Here is an 18309-nt window from a genome sequence, read left to right as displayed (position 1 = left end):
AACCTGATTTTTCTCTATCAGCAATATCTATACCATGGTTCTAAATAAATTTAGGGCTATCGGATGATTGCTTTCGTTATTGCTGTTTTTGCTCTGGCTGGCCTGATTAAAGGCACGATTGGTTTAGGCCTGCCTGCAGTATCTATGGGTTTGCTGACCATATTTATGAGTCCTTTTCAGGCCGCGACCTTACTGATCGTACCTTCACTGCTAACCAATTTCTGGCAGTTATTTGCCGAAGGTCATGTCCTGCAATTAATCCGCCGTTTCTGGCTACTGCTGACCGGTATTATCATAGGTTCAGTATGGAGTATTTTTCCGACTTTAGGTCATGCTGAATTTCATAGTGAAGCCCTCTTGGGAGGAATGCTGGCCCTGTATGGTCTCTACGGTCTATACGCCAGAACAATGCCAGATTTAAGCCGGCATGAAACATGGCTCTCTCCGATGATGGGCTATCTGGGCGGTGCCTTGACCGTGGCGACCGGTGTCATCGTAATTCCGGTCGTGCCTTATTTACAGACTTTACATTTAAAACGTGACGATCTGGTCCAGGCTTTAGGCTTGGTATTTACCACCTCGACTGTATGTCTGGCCATCTTTTTGCATCAAAATCCTGTTGAAGATATCCCGACCGATTATACGATGTCAGCGATTGCACTCCTTCCTGCGCTGATCGGGATGTGGTTCGGCAAGAAAATCCGCTATCGTATTCCTGAACAGAAATTCCGGACGGTATTTTTTATTGGCCTGATGGTCCTGGGCAGTTATATGATGCTGCATCAATTCGGCTGGATTTAATCCAGAATTTTTTGTAGATCTGCAGAAACTAAAAACTGGCTGAAGTGCCGATAAGTCGTATTGAGTTCATCAAAATTTTTTGCGGCCAATAACAGTTTGCGGTTAGCCCAATCCCCATCCAGCTTGATTTGCCTAAATGCATATAATTTTGCCAGACGTTGCGCGGCGCGTTTTGGCATGATGGCAATGCCAACACTATTGGCCACGACTTGGGCAACCGCTGCAAAATTCGGTAAACGCAGGCGGTATTCAATCTCACAGTTCAGCAAACGGGCCTGGGTTTCAATCGACTGCTGTAATGAGTGATATTGCATCAAACCGACAAAGGGGTAATTTAAACAGTCTGCTAATGTTAATGTCTGAATGTGACTTAAATCATGCTGTTCCGGACAGATCAGGACCAAAGGATCATCTGCAAATTCCAGTGTCTGTAATTCAAATGCAGGGAAAAAGCTCGAGATTAGTCCGAGTTTGGCAGTACCGTTGTTTAAAGCTGTAATGATGTCATTGCTTTCTGCTTCTTTTAAATCAATCTGGATATGGGAATTTTTAACCAGATATTGTGGCAGCAGTAAGGGCAGGTATTCGCTCTGTGCTGAGGAATTACACCATAAACTGATGTTGGCGTTCAGTTCCTCGCCAAAGCTGGCCATGGCCTGAGACAGTTGGTGTCCCTGTTGCAAGAGCACTTGAGCATGATCAGCAAAGACCTGTCCTGCACAAGTCAGTTTCACCCCGCCTGAATGACGGGTAAACAGACTGACCTGATAGTGTTGTTCCAGCTTTTTAATCCGCTCACTGACCGCTTGCAGGGAAATGGCAGAGCGTTCAGCACCTTTGGTCAGACTACCTGTTTCGACAATATTGAGAAAAAGATCTAAATCAAAAAAATCCAGACGCATCGGCAGGATGCTCACACAAAAGATCAGCCTTATCTTAAACAATTCTTGTGCTATAAAAAAAGCAGCCATGTGGCTGCTTGAAAAATTAAGTCTGAGAATTATTTTTTATCGGCCAGACCAAAGAACCAGTTCAATAGAAGGGCAGCGAAAGTTGCGGTACCAATCCCACCCAGATTGAAGCTGCTAAAGGTCAGGGCAAAATCACCTGTACCCAGAATAATGGTCACCGCGGCTACCATCAGGTTTTTGTTCTGCGAGAAATCAACCTTGTTTTCAATCCAGATTTTGGCACCGGCAATGGTAATCAGACCAAACACCACAATCGAAGCACCCGTCAGAATCGCTGTTGGAATCGTGTGAATAATTGCACCAAACTTTGGCGATAACCCCAGAAACACGGCAAAGACACCCGCGACGGCAAAGATGATGGTCGAGTAGACCCGGGTGACGGCCATTACACCGATGTTTTCACCATAGGTGGTCATACCCGGCGCACCCACACTACCGGCCAGCGTCGTGGCAACGCCATCTGCAACAAAGGCTTTACCAATATATGGATCCAGATTTTCACCGGTCATTGCACTTACAGCTTTAATATGCCCCAGATTTTCAGCCACCAGAATCAGTGCAATCGGTGCAATAATCAGCATGGCGTTTAATTCAAAGGTCGGTGCGTGGAAAGTTGGTAAACCGAACCAGGCAGCTTGTTGCACGGGAAGGAAGTTGATGGGCGTGCCATAGCCCATGACATTGCTGAGTACAAAATAGATCAGATAGGCCAGGAGCAGGCCAATCAGCAAGAGCAGACGCTGTAACAAGCCACGGGTAAATACGGCAATTGAACCCATGCACAGGACGGTGACCAGGGACATCCACATATTAAAGGTATTGCCCATCACGCTCTTCACCGTGACGGGAGCAAGATTCAGGCCAATGATCATCACCACGGCACCGGTCACCACCGGGGGCATCAGCTTTTCAATCCAGCGGGTGCCCGTCGCCATGACCAGAAAGCCCATCAGCGCATAGAAGATACCACAGGCAATGATACCGCCGGCTGCAGCACCAATATTCGGATTGAGTCCGCCACCACCTGCATAACCGGTTGCTGCGATCACTACCCCAATAAAAGCAAAGCTTGAACCTAGATAACTTGGAACCCGGCCACCTGTTATCAGAAAGAACAGAATGGTGCAGATCCCTGACATTAAAATTGCCAGATTTGGGTCAAAGCCCATCAAAAATGGTGCCAGTACCGTTGCACCGAACATGGCAAAGGCATGTTGTACCCCTAGGATCAGGGTCTGGGCAGGCGGTAAATACTCTGCGGTACCTACTGGTCGTGCATCGATACTACCCTCGTAAGGGCGCCATTTGGGAAACCAATTGGACATAAAATGAGCACTCGAAAGATAAATTGTGCACATCATACTCTTGTTTTTTTCAAGATTTAATTACCAGAACAAAAAATTTGTTCAAATTAATTCTATGACTTTATTTAATATTTTACCGTGCGGTAAAAGTTTTTAAAATTAAAACTAAAGTTAAATCAGTAGATTAATTCCCGAACAATTCATATTCAACTTCTATAACTAATTTTAATTTGATATATAAATAAAGCTTTTTTTAGCTATTGACTGGTCAATAAAAAAGCACATCGTATAGATGTGCTTTAAATAGAAGTCAGAAAATCAACCGGTATTGCGTAAACCGGCCGCAATTCCGGCAATACTGACCATCAGCGCATGATCCACCGGGGTGTTTTCGGCCTGTTGCTGTTCAAGATATAAACGGCGACGTTTCATCAGTTCGGCTTGCAGCAAGTGCAAGGGTAACAGATACGGTTTACGCACCTTCATGGACTGATCCAGTACGCCGTTGCTGCTCAGAAGTTTCGATTCACCTTTCAAGGTTAACAGGGTTTGTACGGCATCCTGCAAACGCTGGCGTAACGCTGTCCCCAGAATTTTCAGATCTTCATCCTGGGTCAGATGCGATTCGTAATAAAGTGCCACATGGGCATCGGCTTTAGAAAGTACCATTTCCAGCATATCAATCAGGGTCTGGAAATATGGCCACTCGGCCAGCATCTCATCGAGTACAGTACGCTGTCCCTGATCCAGGACTTCATTCAGTGCAGCACCGGTACCGAGCCAGGCAGGCAGCATCAGGCGGATCTGGGTCCAGGCAAATACCCAGGGAATCGCACGTAGGGATTCAATCCCGCCACTGACTTTACGTTTGGCGGGGCGTGAACCCAGAGGCAGCATCTGCAGTTCAAGCTCAGGGGTAACGGTACGCAGGTATTTTACAAAATGCGGATTTTCCCGTACGGTCTGGCGATAGACCTGAACCGACAGTTCGGTCATTTGATGCATCAGGTCGCGCCATTCCGGTTTTGGCTCAGGTGGCGGGAGCAGTGTCGCTTCCAGGGTTGCAGCGGTATAAATTTCCAGATTTTGCAGCGCGATTTCTTCCAGCCCGAATTTAAAGCGGATCATTTCACCCTGTTCAGTCACCCGGATCGTACCGGAAATAGAACCCGGTGGTTGAGAGAACAAGGCTTGCTGGGTGGGCGCACCACCACGGCTGATTGAACCGCCACGACCATGAAACAGGGTCAATTGCACGTCATGTTGCTGGGCAACTGCGGTCAGTTCTTCCTGGGCACGATACTGCGCCCAGTTGGCTGACATAAAACCGGCATCCTTGGCAGAATCCGAATAGCCAATCATGACTTCATGTTTGCCCTGAATATGCTGTTTGTACCAGTGCATATTGAACAGGGTCGACATGGTTGCGGCTGCACCATCCAGATCTTTCAAGGTTTCAAACAGAGGAACCACCCGTAAGGCCTGCTCGATGCCGGCTTCTTTTTGTAACAGCAGTACCGCCAAGACATCACTTGGATATTCTGCCATGGAAATAATATAGGCACCCAGAGACTCGCTCGGCTGTTCTGCCAGTGTGCGCATGGTGGCAAAGACTTCCTGTACATCCGGATGTTCAATCAGGCTGCCGGCCGGTTCATTCAGATGTTTAGGCAGTAACGGACGCTTGCTTTGCAATTCCTGCAGTAAAAAGTTTTGACGGGCCTGTTCGGTCCAGGTTTCAAAATTCCCCAGTCCCAAATATTCAGTAATGGCTGAAATCGCCTGACGGTGACGCCCGGATTCCTGACGGATATCCAGTTTCAGTAGTTCGATCCCAAAACTGTTGACCCGGTAAATAAAGTCCAGCAGGCTGCCATTGGCAATTTCAGCCAGATTGCAGTCCATCAGCGAGCGGTAACAGGTCAGGAGCGGTTGTAAAAGTTCGTCTTTACTTTTAATCACCAGACTGTCATCGGCATCATTGCCTTTTAATTTTTCTGCCAGCCAGTGCCGCGTCGCTTTCAGGCGGGTACGGGTGTCACGTAAATATTCACGATAGGGTTCTGGATGGGGCTGGCCCAAGGCTTCGGAAATTTCCGGACTGCATTGCTGAATGGACAGTTCCCAGCGCAGGTTTTCAATATCGCGTACATAGAGATCGGCTGCTTTCCAGCGCGACAGCCACAGTACTTCCTGAGTGACGGTGTGGGTGACATTGGGGTTGCCATCGCGGTCACCACCCATCCATGAGGCAAAACGTACTGGTGCGACATCTAAGGGCAGGTTCTGGCCACATTGCGCCTGAACCATGCCATTTAGTTCGCGGATAAATTTCGGGACCGCATTCCACAGGGTCTGCTCAATAGTGGTAAAGCCCCATTTGGCTTCGTCAATCGGAGTCGGGCGATGCTGACGGATTTCATCGGTTTGCCAGGCGGAGCTGATCAGCTGTTTCAGGTCGGCCAGAACTGCCTGACGTTCACGTGGAGTCAGTTTCTGCTGGTCGAATTTGGACAGGGCATTATTGATGCCATCATATTTTTGAATCAGGGTACGGCGGCTGACTTCTGTGGGATGCGCGGTCAGGACCAGTTCAATTTTCAGTTCGCAGATTTGCTGATACAGCGTATCGGCAGAAATCTCCTGCTGTTTAAATTTTTCAAATAAAGGCACCAGAGGATTGGGCGATTCTGCAGTGTCATCAAACTCGCTCTGACGGCGACGACGTACCACATGATATTGTTCGGCAATATTGGCAAAGTTTAAAAAGTGGGTAAAGGCGCGGGTCAGCGGCAGGATTTCTGCATCTTCCAGACTCAAAAACAGCTGTTCCAGTTGTTTTTCTGCTTCGACCTGTCCATCGCGAGCGCCTTTGGACAGGGCACGGATCTGCTCGATCTGATTAAACAAATCCTGCCCGGCATGTAATTTTAAGGTTTCCCCAAGCAAATTACCCAGTAAGCGTACGTCTTCGCGTAGTGGTGCATCAATCTGTTGAATCATTTTTTATTCCCTCACATGCATGCTTTGACTATACCGCGACTGCATGACAATCCAAGTCCCCTAGAGACAAAAGTTGCAGAGCATTGGCTGCTTTTTTAGCAACTTTTAGGCCACATACGGTTATCGGTGATCAGTCCGAAGGAAAGGAGTTAATCCGGCAGGGCATATTTCAGCATAAACAGTTCAATCGCCTCGCTAATAATCTGTTGCTGTTCTGTGCTTGAAGGGGGAGGGCTGAGACCCAGCAGGATTTTCTGATGACGGGTTCCGGTCAGCAGGGACACGATCAGCTCGGTCTGTTTTTCTGGAAGATCGACCTGAATAAAGCGGTATTGCTGGGCCAGGTTAAAAAAATCATTCCAGACTGCATCCAGTTTGCTATGCGAGGCCTGATAAAACTGTTCTGCCAGAGGACTTTGCTGCGAGGCCAGTTCCATCAGCAACAGGTCCAGCTTGATCGCTTCAGGCAAATGAATAATATTTAAAGCGCGCTGACAGGCCTGATAAAACTCCTGTGTAAAGTCACTGCCTGGCTGCAAGAGCTGAGGATGTTCGTGCAGAATGGCTTCACAGGTATCCTCAATCGCACAGCTAAACAGGGTCGCCTTGTCCTGAAAATGATTATACACCGTCAGCTTGGTCACACCTGCCTCACGTGCAATCTGGTTCATGCTGGAGGCATGATAACCATGCGCTAAAAACAGCGCTTTGGCCACACTCAGGATGCGCTGACGCTTTTCCAGATCCTTGGGTCGTCCTACAGGTATTTGCACAATTTCTTCCAAAAAAAGTCAATACGGTCATTGCTTTGAAGCTTGAGTTATAATTAGTGTACCGGGTGGTATATTAATTAAAAAACAAGCAATTCAATATATCAGCATAGTTTGCCCTAAAAAAGACGATCAGATAAGAGCGAATAAGATGAGCAGGATTTACAGCGTATTGGCTGGCATGGTGGTGCTTTGCAGCGTGACCTTAACCGGGTGCAGCAAAGATACTGCTGCAGCAGAACAGGAAGTTCCCTTTGTCATGGTGGCCACACCCACCACTTCACAGCATGAATTAAAAAGTTATGCCGGTGATGTGCAGGCACGTCAGCAAACGGCGCTGGCATTTCGGGTCGCTGGACAGGTGACCCAGCGCTTCGCCGATGTGGGTGACCAGGTCAAAGTCGGACAGGTGCTGGCAACTCTGGATGTCAAAGATGCCCAGCTGCAGCTGGATGCAGCACGTGCCCAGCTGGAAAGCGCGCAGTCTGCCACTAAGATTGCTCAGGATGAATTACAACGTTTCAAGCAGTTATTGCCATCCAATGCCGTGAGCCGCTCACAATATGACGCGATCGGAAATCAGTACAAGACCGCCCTGTCAAATCTGAAGCAGGCACAATCCAACTATGATACCGCTAAAAACCAGACTGCTTATAATCAGCTGATTGCCACCAGAAACGGCGTAATCACTGCACGCAATATTGAAACAGGTCAGGTGGTCGCTGCCGGGCAGGCGGCGTATGAACTGGCGATTGCCGGTGAGCGTGAAGTGGTAATTGGCGTACCGGAACAGGCTATTTCGGAGATCAAGGTTAGACAGGCAGCTACAGTGACATTATGGTCCAAACCTGAAGAAAAATTTGCCGCTTTTGTTCGTGAGATTTCACCAGCAGCGGACCAGTCGCGTACCTTCCGGGTTAAAGTTTCCTTACGTGAAGGCAATGGCCAGATCCAGCTGGGACAAAGTGCCCGGGTATTTTTTCAGCACAGCCGCGATAATATGCTTAGTGTGCCGCTATCCAGTGTCTCGGCAACGGATCAGCAGGCTTATGTCATGGTGGTCCAGCCGGATCATACCTTACGTAAAGTCCCGGTCCAGCTCGGTGCCTATGGCCGGGACAGTGTTCCTGTACTCAGTGGCCTCAAGCCGGAAGACTATGTGGTGATTGGCGGCGTACATCTGCTGCGTAACCAGCAAAAAATCAATCCGATTGATCGTGAAAACCGTCGTGTGACCATTCAGGCAGGGAGTTAAGCATGAACTTTAACCTGTCGGAATGGGCCTTAAAAAATAAAGGTCTGGTGCTGTATTTTATGATCCTGCTGGGTCTGATCGGCATCGTCTCTTATTCCAAACTGTCACAAAGTGAAGATCCGCCTTTTACTTTTAAAGTCATGGTGATCCAGACCTATTGGCCGGGTGCCAGTGCCAAAGAAGTATCCCTGCAGGTCACTGACCGGATTGAAAAGGAACTGATGACCACGGGACAGTATGACCGTATCATGGCCTATTCGCGTCCGGGTGAATCCATGGTGACTTTTGTTGCCAAGGATTCCCTGGCTTCGAAAGATGTCGCTGATGTCTGGTATAACGTGCGCAAGAAGGTGGGCGATATCCGGCATGAATTGCCACAAGGGGTACAAGGTCCGTTCTTTAATGATGAATTCGGCGATACCTTTGGCAATATTTATGTGCTCAAGGGTAAAGATTTTGACTATGCGACCCTCAAGGAATACGCCGACCGCTTACAGCTGCAACTGCAACGGGTCAAAGATGTTGCCAAAGTTGAGCTGATTGGCCTGCAAGACCAGAAAATCTGGATTGAAATTTCCAATACCAAGGCCATTCAGCTGGGCGTTCCAGTCATGGCGATTCAGCAAGCCCTGCAGCAGCAAAATGCCACCACCCAGTCTGGTTTTTTTGAAACCGGTTCAGACCGGATACAGGTGCGGGTCAGTGGTGCATTAAACAGTGTTGAAGAATTAAGACAGATGCCGCTGCTGGTCAATGGCAAAACCATTCAGCTGGGGGATGTCGCGGAAGTCTATCGTGGCTTTAGCGATCCGGCCCAGCCCCGTATGCGCTTTATGGGCGAAAACGGCATTGGCATTGCGGTCTCCATGCGTAAGGGCGGCGATATCATTGCCCTGGGTAAACATCTGGAACAGGAATTTTCCCGCCTGCAAAAAACCTTGCCACTCGGCATGGAGCTACAAAAAGTCTCTGATCAGCCGGTGGCGGTCAAACGCAGTATTAACGAATTTATGAAAGTGCTGGCAGAAGCGGTGATTATCGTATTGCTGGTCAGTTTTTTCTCGCTCGGTTTCCGGACCGGTCTGGTGGTGGCTTTCTCGATTCCGCTGGTGCTGGCCATGACCTTTGCCGGTATGCAGCTGTTTGATGTCGGACTGCATAAAATTTCCTTAGGGGCGCTGATTCTGGCCCTCGGTCTTTTGGTCGATGATGCCATTATCGCGATTGAAATGATGGCGATTAAAATGGAGCAGGGTTATAGCCGTTTACAAGCGGCCGGGCATGCCTGGCGCACCACGGCTTTTCCGATGCTGACCGGGACCCTGATTACCGCTGCCGGTTTTCTGCCGATCGCCACTGCAGCCTCGAGTACCGGGGAATATACCCGTTCGATTTTCCAGGTAGTGACCATCGCATTGCTGGTATCCTGGCTGGCCGCGGTACTGTTTGTGCCATATTTAGGCGATAAACTTCTACCGGATTTCAACAAAGATTTAATTCAAAAAGCACCGTGGTATCAGCGGCTCTGGGCACGTCTGCGCAAACAGCCGGAACCGGCGCCGATTGTGCATCATGCCGGTGAACATTATGACCCTTATGAAACCCGGTTTTATCAGGGTTTTCGCCGTTGGGTCGATGCCTGTGTGACCTATCGTAAAACTGTCATTGCTGCCACCGTCGGAATTTTTATCCTGTCTATTTTAATGTTTAAGCTGGTGCCGCAGCAGTTTTTCCCGCCTTCGAACCGGGCGGAAATTCTGATAGATCTGAAACTTGAAGAAGGTGCATCACTGAAGGCCACTGAAGCTGCAGTAAAAAAAGTCGAAGCCTTTTTATCGAAACAAGAGGGCATTGATAACTATGTGGCTTATGTCGGGATTGGGTCTCCACGTTTCTATTTACCGCTCGATCAGCAGTTGCCGCAAAGCAGCTTTGCCCAGTTTGTGGTATTGGCTTCATCGCTGGAAGACCGTAATGAAATCCGCAAATCCTTAAGTGACCAGATTCGCAGGTTATTGCCGGAAGTGCGTACCCGGGTGTCCTTGCTGGAAAATGGTCCACCTGTGGGCTATCCACTGCAGTTCCGGGTATCGGGGGAAGACTTGGGGCTGGTGCGTGAATGGGCGCAGAAAGTCGCTGCCACCGTGAGTGAGAATCCGAATACCACCAATGTGCATCTGGACTGGGGAGAGCCGAGCAAAGTCATCAAATTGCAGATTGATCAGGATCGTGCCCGTCAGCTTGGGGTGAGCAGCAGTGAACTGGCCAATGTACTCAACAGCTCGATTTTGGGGGCCGGCATTGACCAGTACCGTGAAAAACGTGAACTGATTGAAATCCGTTTGCGTGGTGCTCAGGCTGAACGGGTGGAGGTAGCATCTTTAGCCAGTCTGGCTGTTCCGACCGCAACCGGTAGATCGGTACCTTTGGCGCAGCTTGCCAAAATTGAATACGGCTTTGAAGAAGGCCTGATCTGGCATCGTAACCGCTTGCCGACCATTACCGTGCGTGCCGATATTCGTAGCAAGTTGCAGCCCGCTACTGTGGTCAATGAACTCAAAGAGCCACTGGAAAAAATCCGGTCAGAGCTGCCGAATGGCTATCTGCTGCAAGTGGGCGGTACAGTTGAAGAATCGGCTCGTGGACAGAACTCGGTGAATGCCGGTATGCCCTTGTTCCTCGCAGTCGTCATGACTTTATTGATGATTCAGCTCAAGAGCTTCTCACGGGCTTTTATTGTGTTCCTGACTGCACCTTTGGGCATTATCGGAGTAGTGTTATTCCTGTTAATTTTCAATAAACCTTTCGGTTTTGTGGCGATGCTTGGGACGATTGCCTTATCCGGAATGATCATGCGCAACTCGCTCATTCTGATTGACCAGATTGAGCAGGATATTCAGGCCGGAGAGTCGCAGTGGGATGCCATCATCAATGCCACGGTACGCCGTTGTCGTCCGATCGTATTGACCGCACTGGCTGCGGTGCTGGCCATGATTCCCTTGTCCCGCAGTATTTTCTTCGGGCCGATGGCAGTGGCGATTATGGGCGGTTTGATTGTAGCCACACTATTAACCCTGTTTTTCCTGCCTGCCTTATATGCACAGTGGTTTAAAGTGAAAAAAAGTTTAAATTCTGTTTAAATTTGTCATAATTTCAGGTGCGAAATTTTGAAATTTTCAATATAGTAGCACCTGAGATTTTTATAATTTAAAAAAATAAGTATTTGCTGCATTGGCCGAACTGCCAATATGGTAACGAGGTTGATCCAAACATGACTCAAGTTCCATTAACCAAAATGCGACGCTCCGTAGCGATGGCTTATGTCTTCATGTTTTTGGCCTTATTTACGCTGGTTAGTGGATTATTCGCCTACTGGTTTGCCCGTAAAGTCACCCAGGTCGATTATGCAGAAGTCTGGTTACAGGCACAGGCACTATGGATCATGCGTAATATCGTGATTTATACCATTTTGGCGATCTTTGCTGCACTGTGGTTTATTCCACTGTTTTTCTTTGCCTGGGATAGTCAGCTCTGGGTCAAAGCCTGTGTAGTGACCGGGGTGATTTTCAGCTTCATTGCTTTTATTTTTCTAATCAATGCCTGGTTTAAAGGTATCTACAAGTTTTCGCAAAACAAAGCAGTCTTCTAAAAACATATAATTTTTTTAAAATTTCCCCTTGTAAAATCAGGTTTAACCCCCAATTTTAAACCTCAATTGAATATTAAACAAAATTCCGTGAGGAGCATCGCCAGACATGGCTAAACGTGATTATTATGAGGTTTTGGGTGTCGCTAAAACCGCTAGTGATGATGAAATCAAAAAAGCCTACCGTAAGTTGGCGATGAAATATCACCCAGACCGTAACCCGGACAATGCTGAAGCAGAAGAGAAATTCAAAGAAGCTTCAGAAGCTTATGAAGTCCTGTCTGATAGTGAAAAACGTAGCATGTACGACCGTATGGGCCATCAGGCCTTTGAAGGTGGTATGGGCGGTGGTGGCTTCGGCGGCGGTTTTAGCGCAGAAGACATTTTCAGTCAGTTTGGTGATATTTTCGGGGGTGCTTTTGGGGGTGGTGGTCGTAGCCAGCAACGTGCCCGCCGTGGTTCAGACTTACGCTATGTGATGGAATTGACCCTGGAAGAAGCAGTTAAGGGTGTCAAGAAAACCATTACCTTTACGGCTCCGGCACCGTGTGATGCCTGTGATGGTAAGGGATCAAAAAATCCAAACGATGTAGAAACCTGTCCGACCTGTCATGGTGCAGGTCAGGTGCGTATGCAGCAAGGTTTCTTCTCGGTACAACAGACCTGCAGCACCTGTCGTGGTCAAGGTAAAATCATCAAGAACCCATGTAATAAATGTCATGGTTCTGGTGTAGTAGACCGTCAGCAAACCCTGGAAGTGACTATTCCTGCTGGGGTAGACAATGGCGACCGTGTACGCTTGACTGGTAAAGGTGAAGCGATCCGTGATGGCCAGCCTGGTGACTTGTACGTAGAAGTGGTGGTGCGTGAGCACGAAATCTTCCAGCGTGATGGGGCCGATCTGTATATGGATGTTCCGGTATCGATCGTGGATGCTGCCTTAGGCAAGGAAATTCAGATTCCGACCCTCGACGGTCGTGTCAGCCTGAAAATTCCTGAAGGAACGCAAACTGGTAAACTGTTCCGTTTACGCGGTAAGGGTGTTAAGCCGGTACGTAGCAGTATGCAAGGCGATTTGCTGTGCAGGATTGTGGTTGAAACGCCAGTCAATTTAAGTTCACGTCAGCGCGAACTGTTAAAAGAACTCCAGGAAACCATGGATGGTGACGACAGCAAGTCATCACCGAAGAAAAAATCATTCTTTGACCGTTTATTCGATTAATGGAATGAAACTAGAAAAAGGACGCTTTGGCGTCCTTTTTTATGGCTTATAGCAAATTTTATTCTGCTGTAGGTTTCTCAATCAGAAGGGCCTGCATATTCTCAAGTCTTATCAATCCCGGCAAACCCCATTTTTAGATATAGTTTCCTAAATATGAATAGGTTTTAAATCTTTTCTCTGCCCTGATTTTTTCAAAAAGATCCCGGTCGCCCTTAGTAAATTTAATGATTTTAGGCAAGAAAATGATTTCATTTTCTCTACTAAACAACAAGTTGATATATCGATCTGGATTAGACCAGCCATGTCTATCTTTAAAATAGAAAGCTGAATAATCTGCACAGAATGCCTGAATACTCATATATTGTTTATAATCTATAAAGACTTTCTGCTGGCATAAATAAGCTAGAAAATAGAGGAATGATCCTTCTGAATAGGTATTTTTAATTTTTTCAAAGTTAATATCTTGTTTTAATTTTTCTAAAAGTGCCTCGGGTGAAGAATATAAGGCTTCTAGCAAAACTTCTAACCACTTTCCAATGATAAAACTACCTTTTGGAGAACCTAAGAACCAGGATTCGACACACGGCAGATCATGAATAAAATGACATTTTCTATAAAAGCCAATAAGTTCATAATGAGTTTGATTATATTGATTTAAGCCAGTAATGTTATTGATCGAGGTGTTGGTCAGAGTGGAGGCATCAATCCAAAAACCGCCATAATTGTATAGTAGAATAAGCCTTAATAAATCACTCCGAAAAGTAGGATTCATATCATCCTTAAATAAATCATATTCTGTATAGTCTCTTATATTGTCTTTATTAATTAAGGTAATCTCATAGCCCGGGTTTAAATTTTCAAGTTTTTTAACTATTTTGTTAATGAGCGGGGGAGGATTTGAATCCCAATATAACCATATATTTTTTTCAATAGATTTGGGTTGAGTGAGTTTATTGTATTCAAACAAATCTGAATAATGAAATTTTTCTGTTGTATCAACATAATCATTAAATTTTAAATAGAATTCTTCCCATCCTAAAGGTTTATCTGAGCCATTCACAATATTGAGATCTGATCTGCAGGATAAATATTTATTTTCTATTTTTATATTAAGGTGATATCCATGATGATGAACGATCAGATTTACTTCTTGTAAATTATCAGTTAAAGAAAATTTATTTTCTAGAAAGAATATATATTTCTTGGAATCATTTAGCTGAATAAAAATGTTTTTTCCATCAAACAGTACTTCATATATACCAATCGGGATACCATCCCTATAGCATTTTAATGAACTGGTCTCTAGGTCATAGCCCAATATACCACCATGGAAACCTACTAAATTTATATTATTCAAAATTAAACCCTGGATATCATTTATTTATATAAAATTATATTCAGCTTGCAAATATAATTAATGAGTCTTGTTGGATAGATAAATAAGTAATTTTATTGGAAATAGAAAAACTATATTATAAATTATTCCTCTTATAAAACCCCAAACGCAGTTAAAAAATATGAGGAAAAAGCTTCATTATTACGTTCTAAGTAATCAATTTTTCTAAAATCAACTTACTATTTTATATACAATATATTAATTTTTATAAATATAATCAATATGATGGAGAACCATAATTTTTTATATTTTCCTCCTATTCGCTTGTTTTCAGTCCTTTGTCAGGGAGCTTCATGGTCAGCCACAATTGAAACAGGAACTGTAGCAAGTGTCTATAAGAACGGCTTTGTGACATGCTCACTGTCAGGGAGTTTCGTAAAAAAGTATTTTTATTGAATTTATGCAATGCATCTTAGTGTTATTCCAGAGTTTTGTTATAGTAAGAACAATTTTGGATCAACATCAGGACTATGTTATGTCAGCTACACCACGCATTGGGATTTTGGGTGCAGGCGGTCGTATGGGGCGTATCCTTATTCAGGCTGTGCATGAAGCAGGTTATCAATTGGCGGCTGCAGTAGAACGCCCTGAAAGTACCTTATTGGGTGCTGATGCGGGCGAACTTGCCGGAATTGGCGCAACAGGTGTGAAGGTCGTGGGTAGCCTTACAGATGTAGTCAAAGACTGTGATGTCGTGATCGATTTCACTGCACCCGCAGCCACCGTCAATCATCTTAAAATCTGCCGTGAAGCGGGTGTCGCCATCGTGATTGGTACGACGGGTATGAATGACGAGCAAAAAGCCTATCTGGAACAATCTGCGACGGAAACCCCTGTAGTCTATGCAGCGAATTATTCAGTGGGCGTAAACGTCTCGATCAAACTGCTTGAACTGGCCTCTAAGGTGTTTGGTGATACGGTTGATATCGAAGTGATTGAAGCACATCACCGTCATAAAGTCGATGCGCCATCGGGTACAGCTTTGATGTGGGGTGAGGCGATTGCGGGTGCTTTAGGCCGTAACCTGAAAGAAGATGCGGTATATTGCCGTGAAGGTCATACTGGTCCGCGTGAGCGTAAGAGCATTGGCTTCCAGACCATTCGTGGTGGCGATATTGTCGGTGAACATACCGCAATGTTTATTGCCGACGGGGAGCGTGTGGAAATTACCCATAAAGCCACCAATCGCATGAACTTTGCTTCTGGTGCGGTACGTGCTGCTGCCTGGGTAGTGGGCCGTGAAGCGCGTAAATATGATATGAAGGACGTGCTTGGTTTTAACGATATTCAGGTTTAAAATCGAGTTAAAATCATTTATAAAAAATCTAAAACTAAAATAAGACGAATAAAAAATGCAAAAAATGATTTTCCTGCTCTGTGCAGTGGCGCTTGGTGCCATTGCGCAGGCCAAGCCTGTCGGGACGCCTAAACTCAGTATTCATAAAAATAATATCAAGGTCTGGACCTACCAGAATGAACAAAACCCGGTCTTTCTCTATAAAGCTGAAACCACCTATACCGCACCCATTGAAAATGCCGTGTCCCTGATTCTAAATGTCGAGCATGCCGTACAGTGGGTTCCCTATATGGGCAGCATCAAGATCCTGTCCCGTGATGATAAAAAAGGCGACTTTACCCTGTATATGGTGCTGGATTTTCCATTTCCCTTAAAAGACCGTGACCTGATTGTACAGGGCAAGATGATCAAGGAAGCCAATGGCCAGATCACCATCAAGAATAAAGCCATCCAAAGTGGTTATCCTTTAAACCCGGATTATGTGCGTTTAACCGATTATCAGGGGGACTGGACTTTTCAGAAACTGGCCAATAACCAGGTCAAGGTTTCAACCTATGGTTATGCCAATCCGGAAGGTTCCATTCCTTTGACTTTTGTGAATATGTTTGTGCAACAGCAGCCTTATCAGATGCTGCAAAAGATGAAGACTGAACTGGCCAAACCTGCCAGTATTGCGGTCTTGCCTAAAGCCCTGCAATAAAAAAGACCCAATTTCTGGGTCTTTTTAACAGCTGAAAATAAGCAGGATTTAAGCTGTAAAATCTGCTTTAAGCACAATCCGGTAACGGGCTTTGCCTGAATGCAGATGTTCAATCGCCTGGTTCAGCTGTGACATCGGGAATACTTCAATTTGCGGAGCAATATTTTTACGTGCAGCAAATTTCAGCAGCTGGCGCAGTGCAGCCGGCGAACCTGTCGGTGAGCCGCTTACTGACTTGGCCCCACCAATCAGCATGCCAGCCGGAATCTGCATCGGTTCCAAGGGTACACCGAGCATATGTACAGTACCATTGGGTGCCAGAGTCGCCAGATAAGCCTGCCAATCCAGAGTCACATTGACCGTACTCAGCAATAAATCAAACTTGCCACGCTGGGCTTTTAAGGCAGCTGAATCACGGCTATTGACCACATGGTCAGCACCCATACCTTTCAGCTCATCACTTTTATCGAGATTTGAGGTGAAAGCGGTAATCTCACAGCCCCAGGCTTTCAGCAGCTTGATGGCCATATGCCCTAAACCACCAATACCAATTACGCCAACATGATGAATGGCCTGAATCTGATGTTTCAGGATCGGATCAAATACGGTAATCCCGCCACAGAGCAGGGGGCCGGCACTTTCAGGATCAAGATCTTCGGGTAGGGGAATGACCCATTGCCATCCGGCACGCACTTTGTCGGCAAAACCACCGGCATGTCCGACAATGGTAGCTACCTGACCGCCAGTACACAGCACCTGCTGGCCTGAAATACAAGGATCGCAATATTGGCAACTTTCTGCCGTCCAGCCGATACCCACTCGTTGACCAACTTTCAGGCCTTTGGCTTCTGCACCCAGATGGGTAATGGTACCGATAATCTCATGTCCTGCCACGACCGGATAAACGGATGAACCCCAGTCATTATTGATCACTGAAATATCGGAATGACAGAGACCGCAGTATTCCACTTTGACTTCGACCTGATGCGGTTGCAGTTCTCCGGCATCAAACTGATAAGGTTCAAGTTCCGCACCTGCAGACATGGCTGCATAAGCTTGAATAATATTATTCGACATGATTTTGACTCTTATTTAAATGGGAGGATATTGTTTTAAAGTCACAATGATTTTCATGGTCATTGACCATACCAACGGCCTGCATAAAGGCATAGCAAATGGTGGGTCCGACAAATTTAAAACCGGCCTGTTTAAGGGCTTTAGACATCTGCTGACTCTCAATGGTTTGAGCGGGTGCTTGCCGATAATCCACAACATCATTATTCAGTCGCGGTTGCTGTGCAAAAGACCAGAGCCAATCCACCAGATTAATCCCTTGCTGTCGCAGCTTTAGCCATGCTTGGGCATTTTCCCGAATGGCATTGAGTTTGCCGCGATGCCGTATCAGGCTAGCATCTTCGAGTTTTATTTGGAGTTGTTGATCTGTAAGTGAGGCGATAGATTCGATTGAATATTGAAAAAAATGTTCACGATAAGCTTCACGTTTTTTAAGAACGGTAATCCAGGCCAGACCGGCCTGCTGTCCTTCCAGACACAGCATTTCAAACAGGCGATTTTCATCCAGCAGGGCCTGTCCCCATTCCTGGTCATGGTAGGTGATATACAGCGGATCATCGGAGCACCAGCCACAGCGTTGCACAGTCATGTGATGCTCCTTGTTTTGATGTTTTTATAATTTAAACACAGTCCATTGATCCTGCTGATTGTCCCAGTACCACAGTTCAGCCTGATCCAGATCGCTAAATTGAATCCACATATCTTTACCGGCCTTGTCAGCATAGCCGGTACTGATCAGAAGCGCATCCTCGGTAATTTCCATCACCCAGCCCTGGTAAGTTTGACCATTCAATACAATTTTTTGTTGATTACCTGATTCAGCAAATTCCACCAGACGATTGATCAACGCTTCTGACATGTAAATATCCT

15 protein-coding genes are annotated in these 18309 nt (G+C 46.2%); 7 read left to right on the top strand and 8 right to left on the bottom strand.

What is annotated here, in order from left to right; all coding sequences use genetic code 11:
- The first annotated feature begins 63 nt into the window (after positions 1–63).
- Entirely contained in the window at positions 64–801 is a 738-nt protein-coding gene (locus VXQ92_RS07835) for a sulfite exporter TauE/SafE family protein (protein ID WP_416681033.1), read from the top strand.
- On the opposite strand, the gene VXQ92_RS07830 is transcribed toward VXQ92_RS07835, so the two are convergent.
- The 4 genes from VXQ92_RS07830 to VXQ92_RS07815 all read right to left on the bottom strand — a co-directional run bounded on the left by VXQ92_RS07830 (position 798) and on the right by VXQ92_RS07815 (position 6852).
- Complete coding sequence (locus tag VXQ92_RS07830) at positions 798–1703, bottom strand: LysR family transcriptional regulator (protein ID WP_416681032.1); 906 nt, start codon at positions 1701–1703, stop codon at positions 798–800. The genes VXQ92_RS07835 and VXQ92_RS07830 overlap by 4 nt on opposite strands.
- A 98-nt stretch (positions 1704–1801) precedes the next feature.
- Complete coding sequence (locus tag VXQ92_RS07825) at positions 1802–3097, bottom strand: solute carrier family 23 protein (RefSeq protein ID WP_416681031.1); 1296 nt, start codon at positions 3095–3097, stop codon at positions 1802–1804.
- A gap of 297 nt (positions 3098–3394) precedes the next feature.
- Complete coding sequence (gene ppc, locus VXQ92_RS07820) at positions 3395–6079, bottom strand: phosphoenolpyruvate carboxylase (RefSeq protein ID WP_416681030.1); 2685 nt, start codon at positions 6077–6079, stop codon at positions 3395–3397.
- A gap of 149 nt (positions 6080–6228) precedes the next feature.
- Positions 6229–6852 carry a TetR/AcrR family transcriptional regulator gene (locus VXQ92_RS07815; protein ID WP_416681029.1) on the bottom strand — a complete coding sequence of 208 codons (624 nt, stop codon included), beginning with the start codon at positions 6850–6852 and terminating at the stop codon, positions 6229–6231.
- 148 nt (positions 6853–7000) lie between these two features.
- Here VXQ92_RS07815 and VXQ92_RS07810 point away from each other — a divergent pair, with 148 nt between their 5' ends.
- The 4 genes from VXQ92_RS07810 to dnaJ all read left to right on the top strand — a co-directional run bounded on the left by VXQ92_RS07810 (position 7001) and on the right by dnaJ (position 12972).
- Positions 7001–8104, top strand: coding sequence for an efflux RND transporter periplasmic adaptor subunit (locus VXQ92_RS07810; RefSeq protein ID WP_416681028.1), 1104 nt, complete (start codon positions 7001–7003; stop codon positions 8102–8104).
- A 2-nt stretch (positions 8105–8106) separates the two neighbouring features.
- Positions 8107–11244: an efflux RND transporter permease subunit gene (locus VXQ92_RS07805; RefSeq protein WP_416681027.1), complete on the top strand. Its 3138-nt coding sequence runs from the start codon at positions 8107–8109 to the stop codon at positions 11242–11244.
- 131 nt (positions 11245–11375) lie between these two features.
- Complete coding sequence (locus VXQ92_RS07800) at positions 11376–11753, top strand: sodium/proton-translocating pyrophosphatase (protein WP_144723900.1); 378 nt, start codon at positions 11376–11378, stop codon at positions 11751–11753.
- A gap of 106 nt (positions 11754–11859) precedes the next feature.
- Positions 11860–12972 carry a molecular chaperone DnaJ gene (gene dnaJ, locus VXQ92_RS07795; RefSeq protein WP_416681026.1) on the top strand — a complete coding sequence of 371 codons (1113 nt, stop codon included), beginning with the start codon at positions 11860–11862 and terminating at the stop codon, positions 12970–12972.
- A gap of 133 nt (positions 12973–13105) precedes the next feature.
- On the opposite strand, the gene VXQ92_RS07790 is transcribed toward dnaJ, so the two are convergent.
- Positions 13106–14329 carry a glycosyltransferase family 32 protein gene (locus tag VXQ92_RS07790; protein WP_064096872.1) on the bottom strand — a complete coding sequence of 408 codons (1224 nt, stop codon included), beginning with the start codon at positions 14327–14329 and terminating at the stop codon, positions 13106–13108.
- Positions 14330–14843: 514 nt separating this feature from the next.
- Between VXQ92_RS07790 and dapB the strand changes: the two genes are divergently transcribed.
- Together dapB and VXQ92_RS07780 are read left to right on the top strand one after the other, a co-directional pair.
- On the top strand, positions 14844–15665 hold the full coding sequence (gene dapB, locus VXQ92_RS07785; RefSeq protein WP_064096873.1) for a 4-hydroxy-tetrahydrodipicolinate reductase: 822 nt from the start codon (positions 14844–14846) through the stop codon (positions 15663–15665).
- A gap of 55 nt (positions 15666–15720) precedes the next feature.
- A complete protein-coding gene (locus VXQ92_RS07780) occupies positions 15721–16365 on the top strand; it encodes an START domain-containing protein (protein ID WP_064101659.1) in 645 nt (214 codons plus the stop codon).
- Between the two features lie 48 nt (positions 16366–16413).
- Here VXQ92_RS07780 and ahr read toward each other — a convergent pair whose 3' ends face one another.
- The 3 genes from ahr to VXQ92_RS07765 are packed head-to-tail and all read right to left on the bottom strand — an operon-like array spanning position 16414 to position 18298.
- Positions 16414–17442 (bottom strand): NADPH-dependent aldehyde reductase Ahr, encoded by a 1029-nt coding sequence (gene ahr, locus VXQ92_RS07775; RefSeq protein ID WP_191730834.1) that lies wholly within the window; start codon positions 17440–17442, stop codon positions 16414–16416.
- The gene (locus VXQ92_RS07770) at positions 17432–18028 is read right to left on the bottom strand and encodes a DNA-3-methyladenine glycosylase I (RefSeq protein WP_416681025.1); all 597 of its coding nucleotides are present in this window, start codon (positions 18026–18028) and stop codon (positions 17432–17434) included. The genes ahr and VXQ92_RS07770 overlap by 11 nt, the downstream gene beginning before the upstream one ends.
- Before the next feature lie 24 nt (positions 18029–18052).
- Positions 18053–18298 carry a hypothetical protein gene (locus tag VXQ92_RS07765; RefSeq protein WP_064096877.1) on the bottom strand — a complete coding sequence of 82 codons (246 nt, stop codon included), beginning with the start codon at positions 18296–18298 and terminating at the stop codon, positions 18053–18055.
- Between the last annotated feature and the right edge of the window lie 11 nt (positions 18299–18309).

It is taken from the genome of Acinetobacter sp. 228 (assembly GCF_048147885.1).
Note: the sequence above shows the minus strand (reverse complement) of the source record. Positions and strands in the feature narration are given on the sequence as shown.

Bases quoted from the DNA above. Each gene is read 5' to 3' on its own strand.
- VXQ92_RS07835 (WP_416681033.1), top strand. From the start codon at position 64: ATGATTGCTTTCGTTATTGCTGTTTTTGCTCTGGCTGGCCTGATTAAA.
- VXQ92_RS07830 (WP_416681032.1), bottom strand. From the start codon at position 1,703: ATGCGTCTGGATTTTTTTGATTTAGATCTTTTTCTCAATATTGTCGAA.
- VXQ92_RS07825 (WP_416681031.1), bottom strand. From the start codon at position 3,097: ATGTCCAATTGGTTTCCCAAATGGCGCCCTTACGAGGGTAGTATCGAT.
- ppc (WP_416681030.1), bottom strand. From the start codon at position 6,079: ATGATTCAACAGATTGATGCACCACTACGCGAAGACGTACGCTTACTG.
- VXQ92_RS07810 (WP_416681028.1), top strand. From the start codon at position 7,001: ATGAGCAGGATTTACAGCGTATTGGCTGGCATGGTGGTGCTTTGCAGC.
- VXQ92_RS07805 (WP_416681027.1), top strand. From the start codon at position 8,107: ATGAACTTTAACCTGTCGGAATGGGCCTTAAAAAATAAAGGTCTGGTG.
- VXQ92_RS07800 (WP_144723900.1), top strand. From the start codon at position 11,376: ATGACTCAAGTTCCATTAACCAAAATGCGACGCTCCGTAGCGATGGCT.
- dnaJ (WP_416681026.1), top strand. From the start codon at position 11,860: ATGGCTAAACGTGATTATTATGAGGTTTTGGGTGTCGCTAAAACCGCT.
- dapB (WP_064096873.1), top strand. From the start codon at position 14,844: ATGTCAGCTACACCACGCATTGGGATTTTGGGTGCAGGCGGTCGTATG.
- VXQ92_RS07780 (WP_064101659.1), top strand. From the start codon at position 15,721: ATGCAAAAAATGATTTTCCTGCTCTGTGCAGTGGCGCTTGGTGCCATT.
- ahr (WP_191730834.1), bottom strand. From the start codon at position 17,442: ATGTCGAATAATATTATTCAAGCTTATGCAGCCATGTCTGCAGGTGCG.
- VXQ92_RS07770 (WP_416681025.1), bottom strand. From the start codon at position 18,028: ATGACTGTGCAACGCTGTGGCTGGTGCTCCGATGATCCGCTGTATATC.
- VXQ92_RS07765 (WP_064096877.1), bottom strand. From the start codon at position 18,298: ATGTCAGAAGCGTTGATCAATCGTCTGGTGGAATTTGCTGAATCAGGT.